Origin of the sequence: Thermobacillus composti KWC4, from assembly GCF_000227705.2 — a bacterium.
Taxonomy (GTDB): domain Bacteria; phylum Bacillota; class Bacilli; order Paenibacillales; family Paenibacillaceae; genus Thermobacillus; species Thermobacillus xylanilyticus.
The window spans coordinates 898,274-916,730 of record NC_019897.1; the positions used below are offsets into that span (position 1 = coordinate 898,274).

Consider the following 18,457-nt stretch of genomic DNA (forward strand, 5'->3'; position numbering starts at 1 on the left):
CCTGTCGATGGGCTTAAGCGGCACCCGTCCAGAGACTGTAATTATTATAATCTTCCGGGACAGAATCGGGCAACAGGATAATCCGGGAGATGAGGCGCAGCCGGAGGGCCGGAGAAAGTGTTGCAGCGGTTGAAAGTCGCGCCAGGACAACAATTGAAGCGCTGACGAAACCAGGTGTCGTGATTTGTGACAATTGCGGCTGCTTCCGGACGCGAACGAAACGCAGCATACTTATTTGGCTGCGGAGAGCCGTTTTTTGCCCCTTCAAATCCGAACAGGACGTCTCGGTTTCGTTACGAATCCGAAAACCCGCGATTTCCGGCAAATAAGACGTCCTGGTTTCGTTAATCAAACAGAGCATCCCGGAGATTGACCGGACCGCCCGGTGCGCCGGCCGGCTCCTATTGTGGCATCCCGGAATGTCGGATATACTTAAATTAATATTGATGCTTATCAAAGCGCATCAAGCTAGCGGGAGGGATCCAGATGATTGCGATCAGCGAAGCGGCTTCGAATAAAATCAAGGAAATGCTCGCCGAAGAAGAGACGCCCGGTCTGTTCCTTCGCATCGGCGTGCGGGAGGGCGGCTGCAGCGGTTTCTCCTACGGCATGGGCTTCGACGACGAGAAACACGAGAACGACCAGGAGATGGACATCCGCGGTCTGCGCGTTGTCGTCGACTCGGACAGCATGAAATATCTGTACGGTCTCGAGATTGACTACAAGGAGACGGCGATGGGCGGGGGATTTACGATCCACAACCCGAACGCGGTGGCCACCTGCGGCTGCGGCCAGTCGTTCCGCACGGCAACGGACGCGGGCAAGCCGGAGGAGTGCTGAGGCTGACTTGAAGTCCGTGAGCATTGCGGCATGATGGATGAACCATAAGGCCTTCTTCGTTGGATTCCGGTACACGGAGTTTGACGAAGGAGGCCTTTTCTGTTTGACGGGAAACGCGTAAAAAGAGGAGTCAGGCGCCCGAACATCAAATACCAGAACAGGAAGTTTTGAACATGAAGCCATGGAGGGATCTCGATGTCCACAAACTTGATATCCATATTCGAGCAGTATGTTTCGGGCTGGAAAGCACGCGGAAATCGAAACCGTGCTTGAAACGCTTGATGAAGATTGCATCATAACGGAATGCTGCGGCCCGGTCTATCGCGGCCGGGATAACGTACGGTTGTGGATGGAAAAATGGCTGGGAGAGGGCAATCGTGTTTTGGAGTGGGATGTGCGCACTTGTGGCGAGCTGGACTGGATTCGGCAGGTAAAGGCATTCCTCGCCGCGCTGCCGGATGAGGATGACGCTCCGGATGAAGCCCGGGCGCGGGAAAATTATCAAGAGGCGGGATCGAAAATGAATCATCAAGTCAAAGCATACCAGGGGAGAAGGTACTTGCATATTACCGGCGGCGATTCGCCGATACAGCGGGAGCAGGACGCGATCGACATCATTGCGTTGTGCATGGAACATGACACAAACGCGGTGCTGCTGGACGGCGGCGTGCTGTCGGATGATTTTGTCAGGCTGCGGACCGGTCTGGCCGGTGCCGTGCTGCAGAAATTCGTCAACTACAACATCAAGGCGGCGGCGGTCATCCGGGAAGGCCTGCAGTTTCCCGAACGGTTTCGTGAAATGGTCGCGGAGTACCGCAACGGGAATACGTTCCGCGTCTTCACCGACCAGGATGAGGCCGTGGGCTGGCTCCTGGCGCCGCAGCCCGGATAAGTTCCGATTTTTACAATACCGCTCAGCTCAACCTGAAGTATAATGGAAGGAAATTAATGCGCTTTATGCCAATTCGGGAGGGGTTGAGCTTGACGCATTACGCGGTCTCCGTGGAACACCGGTTCCAGATGTCCCCGCAGCGGGTGTACAACCTGATCATCGACATGGATGAACATCGCCGCATCCTGCCCAGGCAGTTCGAATCGCTGGAAGTACTGGAAGGCGGCAGAGGCGACGGAACGGTGTTCCGGTTGACGATGAACGTGATGGGCAACCGCACCGCGCTGGTCATGACGCTCAAGGAACTTGAGCCCGGACGCATCGTGCAGGAGCAGGACGGCAATGCGGGGATTACGACAACATGGGAATTGATTCCGGAATCCGATGATTGCTGCATACTCAGGCTCACCTCGCGGTTTCCCGACAAACCCGGATTTTCCGGCTGGGTGGAGCGGCTGGCCACTTCTTCCATGATCCGCTCGATTTACAAACGCGAATTGGAAAATATGGAGCGCTATTTATCGACAGGCTCGGCCGCGAAATGACGGCTGAACATCCGCCGAACGTCCCCTTGACGGGGATTTTTTTGTGACTTGCTGGAATCTTCTATCATCCGCTTTCGCGATGCAGGGAAATGGAGTACGCTGTCGAATGGAGTAGAGATCATTTTTGAAAGCGCTTGCTTCCTTGCAAATCCACATCATCCCAGGTAAGGAGACATCTTGCGATGAGCGTCAATCGGTCGATGTTCCATTCGGTCGGCATGAAGCTGTTCATCCTCATCTTCTGCGCCATTCTGCTCTGTGTACTGGCCCTCGGCTGGTTCTCGTATTCCCGGTCGAAACGGGCGATCGAGACGGAAGTCGCGGAAGCGAACCGGATCACCGCGCGGCAGACGGCCGAGAAGCTGGACGTCGTCCTGACGGGCTATGCGCAGAAGCTGAAGCAGGTCATCGCGGATGCCGACTTCATCCGGATGCTCAATGCGTACAATCAATCCGGCGACGCCGCGGAAATCGCAAGCCTCGCACAGACGCTCGGCACCCGGCTCAGCGCCGCGGCGATGACCGATCTTTCAATCAAACAGATCGCGCTCATCACCGAGCGGGAGGGACGTCCCGTCCTCGCGTCGGATGCATCGGCCGATGCCGAAGGATTCCGCGATCCGGCCGTCTCGCAGCGCGTCCGGGACGGGCAGGGCAAGCCGGTCTGGTTCGCCGACGCGGGCGGGCCGGGCGGCAGCATCCGGCTGTACGTCGGCATGGCATACGAGATGAACGTGATGCATGAGCTCTATATGGAGATCGATCCGTATGTCATCGAGAAGCGGGTCCAATCGACGGATTTCGGCGACGGACGCATCTATGTCGTCGCGCCCGACCGGACGATCGTCTACGCGACGGAGTCCGGATTGGCCGGCAAGCCCTATCCCTACGACTTGCCTGAATACGATTCGGCCATAACCAGGATCGACGGCCAGGCCATGTTGTCCGTGCAGGGGGTGGTGGAATCGAACGGCTGGCAGATTGTCAGCCATATCCCGCTCGCCAGCCTGATGGAAAATGTGCGCGCCATCCGGGACATCACGCTGCTCATGTCGGTTGCGGCGGTGGCGGCGGCGGGCCTCATCGGCTTCATCGTCATGCGGATGATCGGACGGCCGCTTGGAGAACTGAAGGCGCTCATGACGGAGGGCAAGAAAGGAAACCTCACCGTCAGATCCACGATCCGGCGGAAGGACGAGATCGGCCAGGTCGCCGACAGCTTCAACTGGATGATGGAAGAGATCACGGCGCTCGTGCAGAGCGCGAACCAGTCTGCGCAGGCGGTGCTCGAGACGTCAGCGGCCCTGGCGCAGGCCGCCCGCCAGACGGAGGATGCCGCCGGGACGATCGCGGCGGCGACCGGTGAGATCGCGTCCGGCGCCGCCAGCCTCGCCACCGCGTCCGAGCAGGGAGCGGACATCGCGGATGAGATCGGCGCACAGGTGCAGACCGTCGTCGCATCGAATGAGGAGATGAAACAGGCCGCGTCCGAGGCGGAAGAAGCCGGAGCCGCGGGGTCCGGCCACATGACGGCCTTGATCGGCAACACGAACCGGATGGAAGCGATGACCCGTTCGATGGCGGAGAAGGTCGGCCGTCTGGCCGACAGCGCGGGCTTGATCCGGAACATTCTCGAGATGCTCATCCGGATGAACGCGCAGACGAACATTCTGTCGCTGAACGCCGGCATCGAGGCCGCGCGCGCCGGCAGCGCGGGCAAAGGCTTCATGGTCGTGGCGGACGAAATCCGCCGTCTGGCGGAGCAGTCCCGGCAGTCGATCGCCGTGGCCGGCGAGATCATCGGCACGATCCAGCATGAGATTCGCGAGACGGTCAAGGCGCTGTCCGAGGCGCATCCGGTCTTCCGGGAACAGATCGAAGCCGTCAAGGAAGCGCACCGGCTGTTCCATGCGGTGCAGACGAACATGAACGCTTTTCTCGGCCGGCTGGAAGCCGCGACGGCGTCGATCCGGCGGCTTGAACAGGTGCAGTCCGCCATGGCCGGCACGATGAGCGAGGTCAGCTCCGTCGCGCAGCAGGCCGCGGCGGTGTCCGGGGATGTGGCTTCCTTGAGCCGTGAACAGCTCGGCGTCAGCGCCGGTCTGGTGGAGCTGTCGAACCGGCTGGAGTCGGTGTCCGACCAGCTCAAGGCGTCGCTCTCCCGGTTCACGGTATCATGAGTCCAATCTCTGCGAATTTTTCGGGGGAAACGGAGAAACAACGCCATGCGAAAAACGATCGTCGTCCTGCTCGCCGCCATCTGTGCGGTGCTGATCTGGTTCACGTCGGCATCGGCGTACAAGGTGTTCCGCGCCGACTGGCGGCTCCCCCAGACGCCCTTGCAGGAATCCGCGGAGTACCGGCTGGTCCTCATCACCCAGGAGCTGGAGACGCCGTTCTGGGACAAGGTCGGCGCCGGCGCGCGGGAAGAAGCGGCGAAGCACGGCGCGATGCTTGAAATCTGGGGAAGCTACAACAATGATGCGGACGAATTTCTGAAGAAACTGGAAATTGCGATTCACTCCCGCATGGACGGCATCATCGTCCAGGGGCTGGATACGGACGCGTTCAAGGAACTGGTGAAATACAAGGCGGCCTCGTACGGCATCCCCGTCATCACCGTCGCGAACGACGTGCCCGACAGCCTGCGCAGGACCTATGTCGGATCCGATCAATTCGAAGCGGGTCGGACGATCGCCCGGCAGCTGGCGGCGGACATGGGGCAGGAGGGAACGGTCATCCTGCTCAGGGACAACGGCAACGCCTATTACCAGGAACAGCGGCTGGACGGGATTCGCAGCATCCTGGAAGCTTATCCCGGCATCGAGCTGCAATACGCGGAGACGCAGGGCTCGCGGGAGCAGGTCATCGCCGCCATGCAGGATCTGATGAATCATTCGCCCGACGTGCAGGCGTTCATCGCGGCGAACGCGAACCTGACCGCCGCGATGGTGCAGGAGATCGGCCGCAGGTCGCGGGTGAAGCCGTATCATATTTACTCGTTCGACGACAGCCCGGATACGCTGACGCTGCTCCGGGAAGGGCTCATCGACGGCATCATTGAACAGTCGCCCGAAGAAATGGGACGGATCAGCACGGCCCTCATGATCGACTGGCTGGAAGGCAGGCAGATCCCGCTCAAGACGAGCGGCTATCATACCGAAATTCGGCTGCGGAAAGCGGAAGATGCGCCATGAATCGCATACAGAACAAAATTTTGGTCCTCACCGGCATCGTGCTGTTCATCATGGCGGCCATCTGGTTGACGCTGACCTACTACAGCCGCCAGACCCAGGAGCAATACAACGACATTCTGCAGCGCTATCTGCGGATGAACGAGGTGACGGGCGCCAGCCAGCAGACGATCACGGACCTGAACAACTACCTCATCCGGCCGACGCCTGAACATTACGAACAGCTCGAGCAGAGCAAGGAACGGCTGCGCCGGGCGAAATACGACGTGTTCGCCTTGCGCAACGGAGACAACGACTTTGACCTTACCAGCTACACGAATCTGATCGACAGTCTGCTCGAAACGGCGAACCGGTCGATGATGTTCCAGGCGCAGATGGACACCGAAGATTCGAATCAGGCATTCAATGAAGCGACGCGCATCTCCCGCTCCATCTCCGACATGACACTGACGCTGCTCGACACCGAGCTCAAAACGTACGACCGGTTCTACCGGGGCATCATCGAGCGGTCGACGGAGCTGAACAAGCTCGGCATCTGGCTGCTGCGTACCATCACGTTCCTGCTGCTGATCTTCGCGTACTGGTTCGCCCTCAGCATCACGAGGCCGGTGCAGAAGCTGACACAGGCGGCGAAGGAACTGTCGCGGGGACGGTTCGACCAGGAGATCGAAGTGTCGTCGAACGACGAGATCGCTTTTCTGGCGAAAATGTTCGAGCGGATGCGGGTGAACATCAACAACCTCATTACGGAAATCCAGCAGAAAGCCCAACTGGAGCACGAGCTGCAGCAGAACAAGCTGCTGCTGCAGGAGAGCCGGTACCGCAGCCTGCAGAGCCAGATCCATCCGCATTTTCTGTTCAACACGCTGGATACGCTCTCGAAGAAAGCTTATCTGGAAGGCGCCGAAGAGACGAGCGACCTGCTGGCGAGCGTCGCGGGTCTGCTCCGCTACAATCTGCGGCGGCTGGACCGCTCCGTCACGCTCTACGAGGAAGTCCGGGTGCTGCGCCAATACATGGACATCCAGTCGGCCCGGTTCGCCGACCGGCTGCGGTTCGTCGAGGAGATCGACGAGTCGTGCCTGTACGTGCAGATTCCCGGGCTGACGCTCCAGCCGATCGTGGAGAACGCCGTCATCCACGCCGTGGAGCCGATGGAGGACGGCGGCACCATCGTGTTCCGCATCGCGGAAGACGGCGATCGGATCCGGGTCGAGATTGCGGACAACGGGCCGGGCATGCCGGAGGACAAGATCGAACGGGTGCTCAAAGGCAGCGCGCAAGAGACGGAAGGGCATACGACCGGCATCGGGATCGGCAATGTCGTGCAGCGGCTCCGACTGTTCTACGGGCAGGATGACATCATCGACATCGAGAGCAAACCGCGATCCGGCACGAAGGTCGTGCTGCGTTTGCCCAAAGTGAGGAGGTACGAAGCGGATGACCAGCGTACTGATCGTGGATGACGAGCAGATTGAACGGGAAGGGCTTGCGGCGATTCTGCGGAAAGGATTTCCCGATCTTGCCATCGAACAGGCGCGGAACGGGCGGGTCGCGCTGCAGATGGCGGAGGAAGGCTTCCGTCCGGATCTGGTGCTGATGGACATCAAGATGCCGGGCATGGACGGCCTGGAGACGATCGAGCGGATGAGCGCCGTCGATCCGGACATCCGGTTCATCATGGTGACGGCTTACGATGCGTTCGACTACGCCCGAACGGCCATCAAGCTCGGCGTGAAGGACTACCTGCTCAAGCCGAGCAAGGCGGACGAGATCATTGCGACCGTCGGCCGGGTGCTGCGGCAGATCGAGGAGGAGCGCCGGGAGCGGGAAGCGAGCAGGCAGCAGATCACCGCCCTCAAAAAAGTGCTGCCCGTCGTTGAGACCGACATCGTGACCCAGCTGCTGTACGACCATGTCCACGATGTGCATCTGGACGAGCTGGTCGACCTGCTCGGCGTCAGCACGGCAAGCGAGATGTTCGCCATCGTCGTCCTCACGCCGGCCGGCGAAGAGCAGAAGTATGCCGAAGTGAAAGCGAGAATCCGGAAGACGGGCGTCGGCCTGGTCGGGGCGCTGTCCGGCGGGCAGATCCCGGTCATCGTGTTCCGTGATCCGGTTCGATCGTACCGTTCCTAGGCGACGGCGCTGGCCAGGGAACTGCTGGCCTTGGCCGTTTCGGGCGGCGGCGCCGGCTTATTTGTCGGCATCGGCGGCGTCTGCGGCTCGCTGGACGACATCCGGCAGTCCTACCACGAAGCCCAGATCGCCGCGATGGACCCGACACTGCCGGTCAAATACCGGTTCTACGAGGACACGCCCGCGCTCGGCGCGGTGGGCGGCCGGCCGGACCGGGAATGGGAGAAGCGGTTCATCGAGCAGATCCGGACGGGCGACTGGGAGCGCGTGCAGGCCGATGTCATGTCGTTCATCCGCCGCTGCGAGCAGGAAGGCGTCGACCTGCTGCTGGCGCAGCAGCGCGCGCTCGAACTGCTCTGGCTCGTCTCGCGGATGCTGCAGGAGCTCGGCGTCGAAGCCCAGGCGCCGGTATTTCCGTTCCAGGCGCAGGATTACCGGCAGCTGCAGGCGGAGGCGAACGTCCTGCTCGGCCGGATCCGGCAGGCGTATGCGGAGCATCAGGCGCGCTACGAGCCGGACGCCGTGCACCAGATCAAGAAATATATCATCGAACATTCGCATGAGGACATTTCCCTCGAGGCGATCGGCCGGATGGTGGGTTTAAGCCCGTTCTACATCAGCAAACTGTTCAAGGAGCAGTTCGGCATCAATTACATCGATTTTCTGACCGAATGCCGGATCGAGAAGGCGAAGAAGCTCATGGCCGATCCGGAGCTCAGCATGAAGGCGATCGCGCTGGAAGTCGGCTACCGCGATCCGAACTATTTCAGCAAGGTGTTCAAGAAGATGTGCAACATCTCGCCGACGGAATATCGGAAGGCGCTGCTCGGGACAAGAGGGCGGGAGGCTTGCGATGCTTGAACGGAAAGCGATGCGGATAATGGCGGTCCGCCGGCTGCTCCAGGTTGCGGCCATCGCGCTGGCGGTGCTGCTCCTGTGGGCGATCTTCATGCGCGGAGACGTCGGAAACGACGCGGGCCTCCCTTCGTCACCCGGGGAGGAGCTCACGGACGGGCACACCCCCGGCGTCCGGCGGCAGGACGACGGGATCATCAAGGTCGGGCTCACGATGGATACGCTGCAGGAAGAGCGCTGGATCAAGGACCAGGAGATGTTCGGCGAAGCCGTCGAGGCGCTGGGGGCGGAGTTCATCGTCATGACGGCGGACAGCGACGACGCGAAGCAGATCGAGCAGGCCGAGACGCTGATCAGCATGGGCGTCGACATCCTCGTCGTCGTGCCCCACGACGCCGAGGCGACGGCGACGATCGTGAACAAGGCCCATGCGGCCGGCATCAAGGTGATGTCCTATGACCGGCTGGTGCGCAATGCGGACGTCGATCTGTACGTCTCGTTCGACAACGAGCGGGTGGGCGAACTGCAGGCTGAAGTGATCACGAAGCTGGTTCCCGAGGGCAAATATGTCTTTATCGGCGGCGCGGATACGGACTACAACGCCCATCTTGTCAAAAAAGGCGTGTTCAACGTGCTGCAGCCGTTCATCGACCGGGGAGAGATCACCGTCGTATTCGACCAATGGACCCGGAATTGGCTGCCCGCCAATGCGCGGGACAACATGCGCGCCGCCCTGAGGGCAAATGAGGGCAGAATCGACGCCGTCATCGCCGGCAACGACGCCACGGCGGGCGGCGCCATCGAAGCGCTGGCGGAGTGGGGACTCGCCGGCAAGGTCCCCGTCGCGGGACAGGACGCCGAGCTCGCGGCCGCCCAGCGGATCGTCGCGGGCACCCAGACGATGACCGTCTACAAGCCGATCCGGCAGCTTGCCGAAGTGGCGGCGGAGCTGGCCGTCAAGATGGCGAAAGGCGAGACGCCGCGGGCCGACCGTCTCGTAAACAACGGCAAGCTCGACGTGCCCTCCGTGCTGCTGACGCCGATCGCCGTGGATGCCGCCAACATTGACGAGACGATCATCGCGGACGGTTTTCACGTCCGGGAGGAAGTTTACAAGCTCATCGAACGGTGAACGGACGGAATCGGCTCAAGAAATTACAGAACATCATAAAAGAGTCCTGTCATTACAGCGCTTACAGTCGGATGCGGGATGATACATTGGTTGTGCCACCACAATTACCGAAAGGGGTTCAACCAATGCACAAGGGATTCAAGATCTCCGCCATCCTGCTCGTCGCCGCGCTGTTCGGCGCGCTCCTGGCCGCCTGCGGCAAAAACGGCGGCGGCAAGGTGGACGTGGGCGTCGTCCTCCCGACGAAGGACGAGCAGCGCTGGGTGCAGGACGAGCAGCGCTTCAGGGAAGCACTGGACGACAAGAAGTACAATGTCGAAATTCTGTTCAGCCAGGGTTCCTCCGCGAAAGAGAAGGAAAACGTCGAAACCCTCATCAACAAAGGCATCAAAGTCCTCATCATCTGTCCGCCGGACGGCGACGCTGCAGCCGCTGCAGTCGAGGCCGCGAAGAAGGAAGGCATCACGGTCATCGCGTACGACCGTCTGATCACGAACACCGACGCCGTCGACTACTACGTCACGTTCGACAGCGTGGCGGTCGGCGCGGCGCAAGCCCAATACCTGGTTGACCACATGAAGGGAGGCGGCCAGCCGCTGTATCTGTACGCCGGCGCGGCTTCCGACAACAACGCGTTCCTGTTCTTCGAGGGCGCATGGAAAGTGCTGCAGCCGAAGATTGCGGACGGCTCGCTGAAGATCGCCAACTCCAGCGAAGCGGAAGCGCTGAAAGACAAGGCGGAGCTCACCCGTGAAGAGATGAGCCGGATCATCGGTCAAATCACGACGAACTGGGATCCGAACGAAGCGAAGAACAAGGCGCAGACGCACCTCACCGCCGCTTCGGACGACCTGAAAGGCGATGTGCTCATCCTCGGACCGAACGACCATACGGCGCGCGCCATCGCGGACGTGTTCGCGGCCGATTCGGCGGTCACGAGCTACGTCGTGACGGGTCAGGACGCGGACAAAGCTTCCGTCGAATACATCCTGGACGGCAAGCAGTCGATGACGGTGTTCAAGGATGTCCGTACGCTGGTCAAAGACGCGATGAACCTCGCCGTCGACATTCTCGAGGGCAAGACGCCGACCACGACCGGCTCCTACCACAACGGCAAAATTGACGTCAAGGCGAAGCAGACGGATGTCATCGTCGTCGACCAGTCGAACATCAAGAAAGAGCTGTTCGATTCCGGCTATTACGACGAGAGCGAATTCAACTGATCGCAATCGGCAGTTCATACGAGGGCGGAATAGTGATAGATGCGTCTATCACTATTCCGCTGTTATCACCGTCATCCGGAAGAAGGAGAACAGGCCATGGACGATTACATTCTGGAGATGCGGAACATCTCCAAAACGTTCCCGGGCGTGAAGGCGCTCACGGACGTCAGCTTCAAGGTGAGGCGGGGAGAGATTCATTGCCTTGTCGGTGAGAACGGGGCGGGCAAATCGACGCTGATGAAGGTGCTGAGCGGCGTCTATCCGTACGGCACGTACACGGGGGACATCATTTTCGACGGCAGTGAGCAGCGGTTCACGTCGATCAGCGACAGCGTGAAGGCCGGCATCGTCATCATCTACCAGGAGCTGGCGCTGTTCCCGGACCTGTCCGTCTACGAGAACATCTATGCCGGCAACGAGGTGCAGCGCAGCGGGCTGGTCAACTGGAACGAGACGATCGTCCGGGCCACGCAGATGCTGAAGAAAGTGAAGCTGGACGTCAATCCGGAAACGCTGATCAAGGATCTCGGGGTCGGCAAGCAGCAGCTCGTGGAAATCGCCAAGGCGCTCAGCAAGGACGTCAAGCTGCTTATCCTCGACGAGCCGACCGCCGCGCTCAACGAGAACGACAGCGAGAACCTGCTTCAATTGCTGCGTGAACTGAAGCAGCAAGGCATCACCTGCATCATGATCTCCCACAAGCTGAAAGAAGTGATGGCGATCGCGGACAAGGCGACCGTGCTCCGCGACGGACGAACGATCTGCACACTGGATGCGGCCAAGGGCGAGATTACGGAGAACGTCATCATCAAGCATATGGTCGGCCGCGAGATTGAAGACATCTATCCGAAACGGACGAACAAAAATTTCGGCGAGAAAGTGTTCGAGCTTCGCAACTGGACGGCGTACGACCCGCAGGCGGGACGGAACGTCGCAACGGATGTGAACCTGCATGTCCGGAAAGGCGAAATCGTCGGCATCGCGGGACTGATGGGTTCGGGGCGGACGGAGCTGGCGCTGAGCATTTTCGGCAACCCCAAAGGTTATCGGCTGCAGGGGGAAATGCTCGTCGAAGGCAAGCCGAAGACGTTCCGCCATCCGAGTGAAGCCATCCGCGAAGGGATCGCCTACGTCACCGAGGATCGGAAGGGCAACGGGCTGTTCCTGATCCAGGACATCAAGTGGAACATTACCGCAGCGAATCTCCGGAAGGTGGCGGGGGGCGGATGGATCAACGAGAACGAAGAAATCCGGGTCTCCGATTACTATAAAAAAGCGCTCAACATCAAGGCGCCGTCGGTGGAGCAGCTCGTCGGGAACTTGAGCGGCGGCAACCAGCAGAAGGTGTCCCTCGGCAAATGGATGTTCGTCGGCCCCAAACTGCTCATTCTCGACGAACCGACGCGCGGCATCGACGTGGGCGCGAAATATGAAATTTATACGATCATGAACGAACTGATCAGCCAGGGGATGAGCATCATCATGATCTCGTCCGAACTCGGCGAAGTGCTCGGGATGAGCGATCGCGTGTATGTCATGGCGGAGGGCAGAATCACCGGCGAGCTCGCGATTGAAGAGGCCGATCAGGAGAAAATCATGCAATTCGCAACATTATAGGAGGAGCCTGTATGAACCTTCAAGTGAACGACAGCCGGACCGTCGCGCGGGGCGGCGGGTTTTTCCAGGAGATGCTGTCGCTGCTCAAAGTGAACGTCCGGGAATACGGCATGTACATCGCCCTCTTCGTGATCATGCTCATCTTCTCGATCTTGACGGACGGACTGTTCATGTCGTCCCGGAACATCAGCAACCTGCTGGACGCCACGGGATATATCGCGGTGCTCGCCGTCGGCATGACGCTCGTCATCGTCATCCGGCACATCGACCTGTCGGTCGGCTACGCGGCCGGCTTCATGGGGGCGATCGCGGCGATTCTGCTGTCCCAGTTCGGGCTTCCGGTATATCTGACGATTCCGATCATTCTGCTGATCGGCATCATCGCCGGTCTGATCAACGGCTTCCTCGTCGCATCGGTCGGCATTCCGGCATTCGTGGCGACGCTGGCGGGGATGCTCATTTTCCGCGGGGCGCTGCTGCGCGTGACGGAGAAGACCGGCACGATCAACGTGCGGGACGACTGGTTCAACGCGATCGGCAACGGCTATGTCCCGGCGATCACCCAGGTGGGCGGCCTCAGCCTGTCGGCGCTCGTGATCGGCGCCGTCGCGATCTTCCTGTACATTCTGTCCGAGATTCGCAACCGGCGCAACAAGATCAAGTACAACTTCGAAGTCGTGTCCGGGAGCATTTTCGTCCTGAAGCTTGTGTTCGTGTCGGCGATCATCGCCTACATCACGTGGATTCTCGCCGGGTACAACGGCATTTCCTGGACGGTCGTCATCATGCTGCTGGTCGTCATCGCCTATCACTTCCTGACGAACAAGACGGTGCTCGGACGGCATATCTACGCCGTGGGCAGCAATCCGGAAGCCGCGCACTTGAGCGGGATCAACGTGAAGAAGATCACCTATGTCGTGTTCGGTTCGATGGGGATGCTCTCCGCCCTGTCGGGCATTCTGTTCACGTCCCGTCTCCAGTCGGCTTCGCCGACGGCCGGCACGCTGTTCGAGCTCGACGCCATCGCGGCGGCTTATGTCGGCGGCGTATCGGCGGCCGGCGGCGTCGGCAAGGTGACCGGGTCCATCATCGGCGCGATCGTCATGGCCTCGCTGTCGAGCGGCATGAACCTGCTGGGCGTCGGTATCTCCTACCAGTACATGATCCGCGGCGGCGTGCTCGCGCTGGCGGTCATCTTCGACGTCATGACGCGCAAGAAGCGGGGCTGATTGGGACTTCAGGCATCGGCGTTGCCGGGCCGGCCGGAATATCCGGCCGGCCTTTTCGGCTTTTGCCGCGGGTATGCCGGAACGGACCGGTGGCGTATAACGTCAAGTCGTTGTGAACGCGAACCTATGTCAGGAAACGGCGCGTTTTGTGTGCAGCGGGCGGTTTGTGCGGTGAGGGTGGACGAGCTATATGGGGCGATAAGCCGGTTCGGCAGGGCCGGATTTCTGCTTCTGTAAGATTCGTAGCGGTGTATGTTATACTAGTGATAAAAGAGCGGAAAAGCTTATGAAAAGGGGTGACATCGAATGGAAAAGGTCAATTCACCGGAAGAGTTGATGGAGAACATATCGAATATGAGCCGCGAAAACTCTGTGTTTCAATTTCATATTCCAGGAAAAGGAAAATTCACTCTCGTCTTGCAAGAGGAAGAGCAGCGGTCCATTCAAGCTGACGTCGAGGCGAATCCGGAATTGAAGGCCATGATTGAACAAAGCAGGAGAGAATTCAAGCTTGGTAAAGCTATGAGCACATCGGAATTACTGAAATCCTTATCTCCAGAGGATTTTCGATCATGAACCGAGTAATTTTATGGCCTCCGGCAGTCAGATCTAAGCTCTCCCAGTTTCGCAGTGAGCGATTTTCCCCCGAGGAAACTTTTGATTTCATTTCTCAATTGATTCTTGAAACAGAAGCTGTACTCACCAATCCCATTATAGGCAAAGCTTATACAGAGGAAAACGGCACTTATGTTGGATTGTCGCGTGTAGTTCAGATTGTACAATTGGGAGGAGAACAGTTGACTATGCCCGTGCCAAATAAGCCGGACCGGCATTTGTCCGAGGACGATTGCGGCATTGACGATATCCTTGAATCGGCTGGAGTTTTAACTCCGGAACAAGCTGCGCATTTGATCGATGAAATCAAAAGGATGCGCGAAGAAGAATGGGAATGAATCCAAGTTGCCTACCCATTGTAGTTCCAATCAGGACACAGTGGGTTTATTTATATACTAGGAATACTTAAAAGGAGAACGACGATCATGGTTTATCGATGCAGAATCGAACTGAATGAGATTGCCCCGAAGATTTGGCGGGAGTTTCATTTTCATCCCGATGTGACGTTTCATCAGCTTCACAAAATCATCCAAGCGGTCATGGGATGGGAAAATTATCATTTGTACGAGTTTCATGTGAACGAGAAGGTGATCGGGCTTCCTGATCCGACATTCGCGGATTTGGAAGACCGTGAGATGCTAAATGCACGAAGAGAAACCGTTCAGAAGCATGTTCAAGAGGAAAACTCCGTTTTTACATACGTCTATGATTTTGGAGATGATTGGCAGCACACGGTTACGTTGATCAAAATCGACGCATCGACATCCGACCCGGCACCCTTGTGTCTAGATGGTGCCCGCGGCTGTCCGCAGGAAGATGTGGGAGGCGTGTGGGGGCATCAGCATATGATGGAAGTGTTGCTCACTCCCAATCATCCGGAGCGGGATCATTTTATCGGCTGGGTTCGCGAAGGATATGATCCCGAACATTTTTCCTGCGAAGAAGTGAATCAGGAACTTGAGCGGCAGAAGGACAAGCTGATCCCCAAGTCTCTGGTTAAGCGGCCGGTAGGGAAAAAGCCTGTGAAGCTGACGAAGTCTGCTCTGAATAAGCATCTGAAGCAGCTAAATAGCGACCAGCTTATCGATTTGGTGAAGGCTTGTTATGGCGCCAGCAAAGATATGGAGAAGTTTCTTGCTGTAAGAATACTGGGCGATGAAGCAGTAGAGTCTCTCTTTCAAGAGTATTGCAAGAAGGTTGAGAAAGAGTTTTTCCCTGAGCGGGGATTTGGCAAGCTGAGACTTCAGGATGCGAAACATGCGATTTCGGAATTCGAGAGATTGACTGGAAATGCCAGGTACGCCCTGGAATTGAAGCTGGTCTACGTTGAAAATGGAGTCGATTTCACCCTATGCTACGGGGATATTGATGAACGCTTCTACAACAGCATGGTGTCCATGTATGCCGATATCATTGATCAAGTAAATGAAGATGAAACGGCCGAGTTGTTTGATGAATTCGAGGAACGTCTCGAAGCTGTTGTTTCGAAAACAGAAGGGATCGGCTGGGGTTTTCATGACAATTTGGCTGAACTGCACGCTCAAATACGATGGATTTAGGTGAGGGGCTTTATGCGCGGCGGGAAGAATAAGAAGCGGACCGATCACAAATCGGAGTCCGCGGGGCTGTTGGAGCAAGACGAGAATTTTTAATGAAATTTATTTTCGGTTACCGAAACGGGAGTCGGATGAAGGATATACCGACATGGTTGATTTTGCGGAAACGGTTGAAGATAAAAAGCTGCAATCCACTTTGATGCACATATTGAGCGGCGGCAAGAAAATATTCCGAAGATTCAAGGATGCGTTATCTTCCGACAGCGAGCAGTTAGAGCGGTATTACCAGTTTGTTGAAGAGCAGAACCGCAAACGTGTTTCTGATTGGTTGGAATCCATTGAAGTGAAGTTGATTCTCGAGTAATAAAGAAATGATTGGGCAGGGGATACCGGTGAAACGTTCTTCAAGACAGACGATGATTAAGCTGTATGCTCAAGCGGTCATTTCGGAACTTCAACAATTAGGTTATCCCAATGATCAAGCTAAAGCAGTCTTTTTTCGACACTATCGAGACATGAAACGCTTATTTGGTCTTGAGCAGAATGTATGCGATTTTGCAAAGATGATTGATGAATTTGAACGTGCCATGCAGAAGAAGCATAACCCGAGTGATCCCAATTCAATTGCTGTTGGCCATCTAAACCACTTGGCTAAAACATACATCCTTAAGCATAAAAGCAACAAATGAGCAGGATTATTTTCCAAATGGCAACCGATATACGACCTGTGTCGCTGTCACCATTTCTAAAAGATGAATATGTCGACGCTGCGGCAGACCAACATATTCCCTTCTTTACCACGGTGCGATCTTATCAGACGTTTATCGACTATTGGAATTCCAAGATGGAAAGAAGCGTCCAAAGGGAGCGGTCCTCATGAATTTATCCGATTTTGCCAGGTACATAGATCCTGCAGTTGTACACAGAGGAAAGGAATACGCGTCCAAAGGCCGGGTGATTTCCTTGAAATCGTTTGCCGAAAGAAAGTACACTTCGGTTGTGCGCGGGAACGAAGATTATGAGGTCTACGTAGAGCTGGACGACGAGGGAAACATTATGGAATCAGAATGCGATTGTCCGTACGATTTCGGCCCGGTCTGCAAGCATCAAGTCGCCGTATTCCTCGAGCTTAAGAATAGAGAAGCAGTCGGGGCATCTTCACCGGAACCGTCTCTCCGGCAACTGTTGGAAGCAGAGAGCAAGGAGAAATTAATCGAATTGCTGCTCTCGATTGCATCGGATTCATATACCGCGGAAGAGCGCATTAGAATTCACTTGTCGAAAAGGGGCGCGGATCAGGAGTTGGACGCCTGCCGACGGTTGATTCGATCCTACATTGACACATATTCGGATGATCATGGCTTTGTGTCTTGGCGGAACGTAAGCCGCGCGGTGGAAGGTGCGGAGATCGTCGCTGAAAAGGCTCTCTCCGCCTTCGATGAAGAGGAATGGTTGCACGGGCTGGCGATTCTGTTTTGCATCATCGAAGAGATGATTGAATTATTGCAGTCCGCCGACGATTCGGACGGTGGAGTCGGGATCGTGATCGAAAGCTGTCTGGAATCGATCTTCAAGCTGGTTCAGGATCACCATCATATTCCGGCGGAAGAACGCTTGAAGATTTTCCGCCGGTTGTTGGAGGAGACACACCAGCCTTATTACGGTGGGTGGTCGGATTGGCAGCTCGCGCTCCTCGAGGCGGCGGGCGCGCTGATCGAGTCGGAACAGATGCAACATCAATGGGATGATGCGGCGGATTCGCTCCTGGGTCATACGTCCGGAAGCAATTGGTCGCGGGATTACACAGACGAGCGGGTAACTGTGCTCCGATATGGTCAAATTTTGGAACGTTCAGGTGAAGAACAGGCGAAAGCTTATTTGTATAAACATCTGCATTTCCCGGAAATTCGGGAGATTGCGATTCGAGCGGCGCTTGAGCAAGGCGATACCGAGGAAGCGATCCGATTGGCGGAGGCCGGGGAAGCCCAAGATCAGGGGCTGCCGGGGCTCGTCTATCGCTGGAAGAAATATCGGTATGAGGCATACCATCGCACAGGACAAGTCGAACAGCAGCGGAAACTCGGGATGGAGCTGATTGTGAACGGAGAGTATGCGTATTATCGCTCTGTGAAGGATACATTTTCCGATGAGGGAGAATGGACTTTGTATTTGCAAGATATGTTAGATCAATTAGAGCAGAGCCCGAGGGGAGAGCATACGTATACCCAAATCCTGGTGGAAGAGGAGATGTTCGCACGGCTTTTGGAACATGTCCGCAAGGCACCTTACCGAATTGAATCGTTCTATGAGCAATTGCTTCCGCATTACCCGGAGGAGGTGAAGGCGCTTTTCGTGGCCTATATCGAATTCCGGGCGGATCAATCCAGGGACAGGCGAGATTACGCCGATGTTTGCCGGATCATTCGAATGCTTCAACAGGTTGGCGGGCAGAAAGAAGCGTTCACCGTCACACAAAAATTGTTAACCAAATTTCCGCGAAGACCGGCTTTCCGGGAGGAGCTGGGGAAGATTCGTTTTTGAACTTTATGGGAATAAGAAGTAACGCGGTTTGAGCATAGCTTGATTTTTGTGAGTGGGTGGACAAACTGGTATGCGAGGC

19 protein-coding genes and 1 pseudogene are annotated in these 18,457 nt (G+C 57.2%); 19 read left to right on the forward strand and 1 reads right to left on the reverse strand.

The features are described 5' to 3' along the window. Window positions 1-13 precede the first annotated feature (13 nt). Window positions 14-352 (reverse strand): hypothetical protein, encoded by a 339-nt coding sequence (locus THECO_RS21570; protein WP_157373521.1) that lies wholly within the window; start codon window positions 350-352, stop codon window positions 14-16. A 134-nt stretch (window positions 353-486) separates the two neighbouring features. On the opposite strand from THECO_RS21570, the gene erpA reads away from it, so the two are divergent. From erpA to THECO_RS04295, 19 genes and pseudogenes are all read left to right on the forward strand, one after another. Continuing rightward, window positions 487-840 (forward strand): iron-sulfur cluster insertion protein ErpA, encoded by a 354-nt coding sequence (gene erpA / locus THECO_RS04215; RefSeq protein ID WP_015253828.1) that lies wholly within the window; start codon window positions 487-489, stop codon window positions 838-840. Between the two features lie 394 nt (window positions 841-1,234). Further along, window positions 1,235-1,732, forward strand: coding sequence for a DUF4180 domain-containing protein (locus THECO_RS20395; protein WP_198285774.1), 498 nt, complete (start codon window positions 1,235-1,237; stop codon window positions 1,730-1,732). 89 nt (window positions 1,733-1,821) lie between these two features. Next, entirely contained in the window at window positions 1,822-2,277 is a 456-nt protein-coding gene (locus tag THECO_RS04225) for an SRPBCC family protein (protein WP_015253830.1), read from the forward strand. Window positions 2,278-2,459: 182 nt separating this feature from the next. Next, a complete protein-coding gene (locus tag THECO_RS04230) occupies window positions 2,460-4,457 on the forward strand; it encodes a methyl-accepting chemotaxis protein (RefSeq protein ID WP_015253831.1) in 1,998 nt (665 codons plus the stop codon). Window positions 4,458-4,502: 45 nt separating this feature from the next. After that, window positions 4,503-5,474, forward strand: a complete 972-nt coding sequence (locus tag THECO_RS04235; protein ID WP_015253832.1) for a substrate-binding domain-containing protein — start codon at window positions 4,503-4,505, stop codon at window positions 5,472-5,474. After that, window positions 5,471-6,937 carry a sensor histidine kinase gene (locus THECO_RS04240; RefSeq protein ID WP_015253833.1) on the forward strand — a complete coding sequence of 489 codons (1,467 nt, stop codon included), beginning with the start codon at window positions 5,471-5,473 and terminating at the stop codon, window positions 6,935-6,937. Before THECO_RS04235 ends, THECO_RS04240 begins: the two co-directional genes overlap by 4 nt. Further along, the gene (locus tag THECO_RS22565) at window positions 6,912-7,610 is read left to right on the forward strand and encodes a response regulator (protein WP_332306826.1); all 699 of its coding nucleotides are present in this window, start codon (window positions 6,912-6,914) and stop codon (window positions 7,608-7,610) included. The genes THECO_RS04240 and THECO_RS22565 overlap by 26 nt, the downstream gene beginning before the upstream one ends. A gap of 30 nt (window positions 7,611-7,640) precedes the next feature. Beyond that, the gene (locus tag THECO_RS22570; RefSeq protein ID WP_332306827.1) at window positions 7,641-8,471 is read left to right on the forward strand and encodes a helix-turn-helix domain-containing protein; all 831 of its coding nucleotides are present in this window, start codon (window positions 7,641-7,643) and stop codon (window positions 8,469-8,471) included. Further along, window positions 8,464-9,597 carry a sugar ABC transporter substrate-binding protein gene (locus THECO_RS04250; protein WP_015253834.1) on the forward strand — a complete coding sequence of 378 codons (1,134 nt, stop codon included), beginning with the start codon at window positions 8,464-8,466 and terminating at the stop codon, window positions 9,595-9,597. Before THECO_RS22570 ends, THECO_RS04250 begins: the two co-directional genes overlap by 8 nt. Before the next feature lie 125 nt (window positions 9,598-9,722). Beyond that, entirely contained in the window at window positions 9,723-10,820 is a 1,098-nt protein-coding gene (locus THECO_RS04255) for a sugar ABC transporter substrate-binding protein (protein ID WP_015253835.1), read from the forward strand. Window positions 10,821-10,967: 147 nt separating this feature from the next. After that, a pseudogene (locus THECO_RS22670) lies at window positions 10,968-11,372 on the forward strand (ATP-binding cassette domain-containing protein); the annotation flags it as partial. Further along, window positions 11,370-12,437, forward strand: a complete 1,068-nt coding sequence (locus THECO_RS04260) for an ATP-binding cassette domain-containing protein (protein ID WP_408646076.1) — start codon at window positions 11,370-11,372, stop codon at window positions 12,435-12,437. The pseudogene THECO_RS22670 and the gene THECO_RS04260, both read left to right, overlap by 3 nt. 71 nt (window positions 12,438-12,508) lie before the next feature. After that, on the forward strand, window positions 12,509-13,666 hold the full coding sequence (locus THECO_RS04265; protein WP_041854156.1) for a sugar ABC transporter permease: 1,158 nt from the start codon (window positions 12,509-12,511) through the stop codon (window positions 13,664-13,666). A 306-nt stretch (window positions 13,667-13,972) separates the two neighbouring features. Further along, window positions 13,973-14,242: a hypothetical protein gene (locus THECO_RS04270; protein ID WP_041853791.1), complete on the forward strand. Its 270-nt coding sequence runs from the start codon at window positions 13,973-13,975 to the stop codon at window positions 14,240-14,242. Further along, entirely contained in the window at window positions 14,239-14,619 is a 381-nt protein-coding gene (locus tag THECO_RS21950) for a hypothetical protein (RefSeq protein WP_198285821.1), read from the forward strand. The genes THECO_RS04270 and THECO_RS21950 overlap by 4 nt, the downstream gene beginning before the upstream one ends. An 87-nt stretch (window positions 14,620-14,706) precedes the next feature. Then, window positions 14,707-15,840: a DUF6155 family protein gene (locus THECO_RS04280; RefSeq protein WP_015253839.1), complete on the forward strand. Its 1,134-nt coding sequence runs from the start codon at window positions 14,707-14,709 to the stop codon at window positions 15,838-15,840. A gap of 97 nt (window positions 15,841-15,937) precedes the next feature. Then, window positions 15,938-16,201: a UPF0158 family protein gene (locus THECO_RS04285; protein WP_408646077.1), complete on the forward strand. Its 264-nt coding sequence runs from the start codon at window positions 15,938-15,940 to the stop codon at window positions 16,199-16,201. 28 nt (window positions 16,202-16,229) lie between these two features. After that, entirely contained in the window at window positions 16,230-16,526 is a 297-nt protein-coding gene (locus THECO_RS04290; protein WP_157373522.1) for a nucleotide exchange factor GrpE, read from the forward strand. Between the two features lie 187 nt (window positions 16,527-16,713). Next, window positions 16,714-18,378, forward strand: coding sequence for an SWIM zinc finger family protein (locus THECO_RS04295; RefSeq protein WP_015253840.1), 1,665 nt, complete (start codon window positions 16,714-16,716; stop codon window positions 18,376-18,378). The last annotated feature ends 79 nt before the right edge of the window (window positions 18,379-18,457 follow it).